The 4,560-nt window shown below is 67.1% G+C and carries 3 protein-coding genes; 1 reads left to right on the top strand and 2 read right to left on the bottom strand.

Features of this window, described 5'->3' with window-relative positions:
• Positions 1 to 113: 113 nt before the first annotated feature.
• Positions 114 to 1,487 (bottom strand): cutinase family protein, encoded by a 1,374-nt coding sequence (locus tag ACFWF3_RS25320; RefSeq protein ID WP_379315729.1) that lies wholly within the window; start codon positions 1,485 to 1,487, stop codon positions 114 to 116.
• A gap of 208 nt (positions 1,488 to 1,695) precedes the next feature.
• The gene (locus ACFWF3_RS25315; RefSeq protein WP_378626797.1) at positions 1,696 to 2,139 is read right to left on the bottom strand and encodes an acetyltransferase; all 444 of its coding nucleotides are present in this window, start codon (positions 2,137 to 2,139) and stop codon (positions 1,696 to 1,698) included.
• Between the two features lie 861 nt (positions 2,140 to 3,000).
• On the opposite strand from ACFWF3_RS25315, the gene ACFWF3_RS25310 reads away from it, so the two are divergent.
• Positions 3,001 to 4,524 (top strand): flavin-containing monooxygenase, encoded by a 1,524-nt coding sequence (locus tag ACFWF3_RS25310; RefSeq protein WP_379315727.1) that lies wholly within the window; start codon positions 3,001 to 3,003, stop codon positions 4,522 to 4,524.
• Positions 4,525 to 4,560 lie beyond the last annotated feature (36 nt).

The following is a 4,560-nucleotide window of genomic DNA, read 5'->3' as shown; positions in this document are numbered from 1 at the left end:
TCTTTTTTTTATACTCCACAGCGTCTCTACACCTGGGGCGGCTCGGCCTGGAGGTGCTTATATTATTGGTGGTGTGGCGCCTCGATGCAGGTCGAGCCGACACACCAGCGAGGCTACGAATCGACCTGGGAGCTCAGGTAGTTCAGGAGGATCAGGACGTCGTCGCCGTAGTCGACGTGAGCCTCGGAGGCGTAGAAGTTGGCCATGTCCACGCCTTGGCGGGCCAGCTGGACGAGCTCGTCGATGGTGGCGGGGTCGGCGATGCTGAGCAGGGTTCGGGTGGTCGCGCGGAGGTCTGCTCGGAGGCCGGCGGCGACAGGGCCGAGCACGGAACCCGTGAGGTCGGCGCCGGTGGCGGCCAAGGTCGCCAGGTCGGTGGCGGCGGCGAGGGGGTCGTTGCGATCGAGGGATTCGACCGCACGCCACAGGATTTCCTGAATTCGGCCCACCCGGTCGGCGATGCTCAGAAAATCGATGGGCACGAGGGCGTCGGCGATGACGCTGACGGCTGCGGTCCAACCAGCGGGGTCGACGGCGGCGGCAGCGCGGATGACCTGGGCGACCAGGACTCGGTCCACACCCGCGGCGGCCTCGACCAACGGGGACAGGGCAACGTTCAGGGCATTCGCCGTCCGGTGCGCACCGCGAATGTCACCCGCCGCGATGAATTCCGAGAGGTGGGTGAGGTTGTCGAGAATGGTAGGCAGGTTCGCCGCGGTGGCGGTCCAGCCGGCGCCCATGGTGACAGCCTGAGCGATCAGGCTGCGGGGATCGACCGTGGCGGGAATGACATTCGCGATCGGTTCGGGATCACCGCTCAGGACCCGGCCCAACACAGCGAGGAACGGGGAGGTGGTGGCATCGAGGGAGCAGTACAGGTCGCCGTCGGTGCACAGGGTGCGAACCCGGTCTGTCAACGCACCGAAATCCCGGCTTCGCGTTCCGGCTATGCCGAGGCCGGGCTGCGGATTGCCCAGGGAGAGTGTGGTCTTCGGATCGCGGTGTGGATCGGCCAGTAGTCCGACACCTACCACTCGATCGGCATCGATGGGGCCGTCGCCATTGCCGATCTCGGTGGCGAGATCGCCGATGCCGTCCGCACCCTGGCTGTAGCCGGCGAGGATGACCCGCGTCGAGCGGCACAGGCCGCGCATCATCTGGTGCAAGCGGGATTCCAGCGTGCCCAGGGACTCCGCGTAGCTCAGACCCAGGTCGAAAGCGCTGGCGGCATAGGGCACATAGCGCACGGTGATGTCCCGGCCGAACTGCCGTTGCAGGCCATCGCCGACGGGCTGGAGCATCCCGACGGGCACCCCGGGATCGGCGCCCGGCGTGGTCTCCCAGGTCCCCGGCGCGAAGATTGCCGTGTACGGGGTGCAGGGCTGCGTGCTGGGTGTCTCCGCCCGCGCGACGCCGACCGCCGCGGTCCCCACCGCGACGACGGCGGCAACCAGCATCGCCGCGGCGGATCTCGACAACCTGTCCATCGTCCAATTCCTCTGTTGCCGAAGGGAATTCGTGACGTACGACAGGTGCTGAGTTGCGCCGAACCGTCCGTCGGGGCCAATTCTCGCCACTCGTCGTCGGTTTCGCCGAGGTTTTCAGACACAGTTTCATTTCAGATTAGCTGCCGGGGCCGCGCGGTGTCGTGGTCGAGCCTTGGCTTGCGGCTTTCGCGTTGTGCGGTTTTCGGCATCATGCCCGGTCGTGGCGAGCGGGCTGCCAGGCGGTGACGGCCCAGATGACCACCACACTGATCGCGATGATCACGATGGACCACGCGGGATAGTAGGGCAGGGACAAGAAGTTCGCGATGATCACCAGTGCCGCGATGCCCACCGCCGCGTATCGCGCCCACGCGGTGCCCGACATCAGACCGATCGAGCAGACGATGGCGATCACGCCGAGGACGACATGAACCCAGCCCCAGGTGGTCGCGTCGAATTCGTAGACGTAGCTGAAGCCGGCGACATAGAACTCGTCCTCGGCGATCGCGGAGATGCCCTCGAGGATGGAGGCCGCCGCGGCGATGAACAGCATGATCGCCGCCAGCACGGAGATCCCCTCGGCAGCGGCTTGCCGCGCGAAAGGCTCTTCTTCGGGAACGGGACGATTTGCGGAAGGATTGCGCTCGGTCATGGCAAGCCCCTTGCTGCGGCGATATTCCGCCATCGCGGATCTCCGAGACTCCGACAGGTCGCAATGACAGGCAATCGCGTACTTCGGTAGGGACGGCGGATTGCGCGGCACGCCTCTGCGCAGCGCCGACTGAAGGGTGGTGCTCGCGATCGGAGTTCGATCGCCCACGATCCGTCTAGCTCGACACGCAGCGAGTTTACCGGAGACTCGCCGCTTGATGCGGCGATGTTTCAGGTTCGCAATCCGCGCTCGCGGCCTTCCGCGAACCCCCGGCTGACTGACGTGGTGGCCACTCGTAATAGCGGTGGGCCGCCGGATCGGTGGCGCATGCAGGCCCGAAGCGCGACGACACCCCGGCTCGACCGAGACCGCCTGCCGAACGGCTCGATTGCCGGATGATTGCCGTTGCTGGTGGGGCGGGGACAAGTCGCGTGCGCGCCGGTCGGAGTGAACTCCCGAGTCCGGAAGCAAGCGAATCATGCGCGGCCGTTCCCGAGCATTGGAGGAGTTCACGGTATGACCTGGCCCAATTCGATTGTCCGGGTGGTGATTCCGTGGGCAACAGCGTCGTCTTCGGCGCACCCGGGACTGGGCCGTGGACCGCCGCGGTGGTGAAGGCGGAAGGGGTCGTTGTCGACCGCTCCGCTCGCGAATTCAACCGGGGTCGTGTCGCCGCGTTCAGCGCGCATTCTCCCTCGGATACCGGATCGGGTGCCTCCCCGCGAGCACGGGGAGACACCCGAAAACAGCTCTGCACGGCGGTCGCCACCGCCCGCAGAGCAGATGCAGACACTTGGAGACCTCTGCGATGACCACAGTAGATGTACTCGTCATTCTCGCGCGCCCCTATGGCGTCCGCCGATGACCGGGCCCACGATCACCCACGAAGTAGTTGTCGTCGGGGCGGGCTTCGGTGGGCTCACCATGGCCGCGCAGCTGAGACAGGCCGGGGTGCGCGACTTCCTGATCCTCGAAGAAGGACCGGAGGTCGGCGGGGTGTGGCGGGAGAACACCTATCCGGGCTGTTCCTGCGATGTGCCCGCGCACCTGTACTGCTTCGCCTTCGACCCCTATCGAGACGTTCGCGTGCGTTATCCGGATCAGCAGGCGATCTTGACCTACATGCGGGAGGTCACCGACCGCAACGGTCTGCGTGCGCATCTGCGCTGCGATACCGCCGTGATGGCCGCCGACTACAGCGACACCGACCGCACCTGGACACTGACCACGACCACCGGGGAGCGGATCCGCACCGATGCGGTCGTGTGGGCGCTCGGCCAACTGCATCGACCCGCGATTCCTCGGTTGCGGGGAGCGCGGACCTTCGGCGGCCGTGCGTTCCACTCCGCACGGTGGGATCACACCGCGGACCTGAGCGGGCAGATCGCCGTCGTCGGTACCGGTTCCTCGGCGGCGCAGATGATTCCTGAGCTGGCCCGCGTCGCGGCCGGTGTCACCGTGTATCAGCGTTCCCCGTCCTGGGTGCTGCCCAAGCCCGCCGCGTCGTTCGGTCCGCTGTCGCGGTGGGCGCTGACGCGTGTGCCCGGTCTGCACGATCTGTATCGGGCCGGGATCTACCACGCGGCTGATCTGGTTCTCGCGCCGATCATGCGCGCGGGGTGGTCGGCGGGACCGGCCGAACTCGTTGCGCGCGCCCACCTTCGGTGGCAGGTGCGCGATCGTGAACTGCGCGCGAAGCTCACACCGAACTACCGGATCGGGGAGAAACGGATCCTGCTCGACAGCGGATACTATCCGGCGCTGACCCGGCCACACGTCGAACTGGTCACCGACCGCATCGACCGGCTCGGCCCGGACGGGATCCGCACTGTCGACGGCACCGAGCGCCGCGCCGACGTCATTGTGTGGGCCACCGGGTTCCGTGCGCCGGAGTTCCTCGCCGGTGTGCGGATCCGTGGCCGTGGTGGAGTGGATCTGCACGACCGGTGGCGGCGCCGAGGTCGACCGGCCGCCTTCTACGGACTCGCGGTGCCCGGCTTTCCGAATCTCTACATGATCGCGGGGCCGCACTCGTTCACTCCGTCGAACAGCAACCCCGCGGTCAAACAACACCAGGCCCGGTACATCACGCGCTGTCTGGCCCTCAGCGCGGACTGGGGTGCGCCGGTGGAGGTGACCGAGCGGGCGATGGCGCGCTACCTCGACCGTCTGGATCATGCTCTCGCCCGGACCATCTGGTGCGACGGTGCGGCGACGGCATGGTGGAAACGCGCGGACGGCACGGTCACCAATGCCTGGCCTGGAACCGTCAGCGAGTTCGAACACGAGATCGTCGGCAGCGATCCAGCCGAGTCGTTCGCGAAGGTGGCCGCGATCACCGGAGCACGCGACGCCGATCGAGAGGTCGCGGAGCAGATCACCTGACCGCGCTGCGGCGGGCCTCGGCACTACCGGCCGAGG

The sequence above is a fragment of the Nocardia sp. NPDC060220 genome (assembly GCF_042727815.1).
GTDB lineage: Bacteria > Actinomycetota > Actinomycetes > Mycobacteriales > Mycobacteriaceae > Nocardia.
The sequence above is the reverse complement of the archived record's forward strand: the minus strand, read 5'-3'. Positions and strand labels throughout refer to the sequence as shown.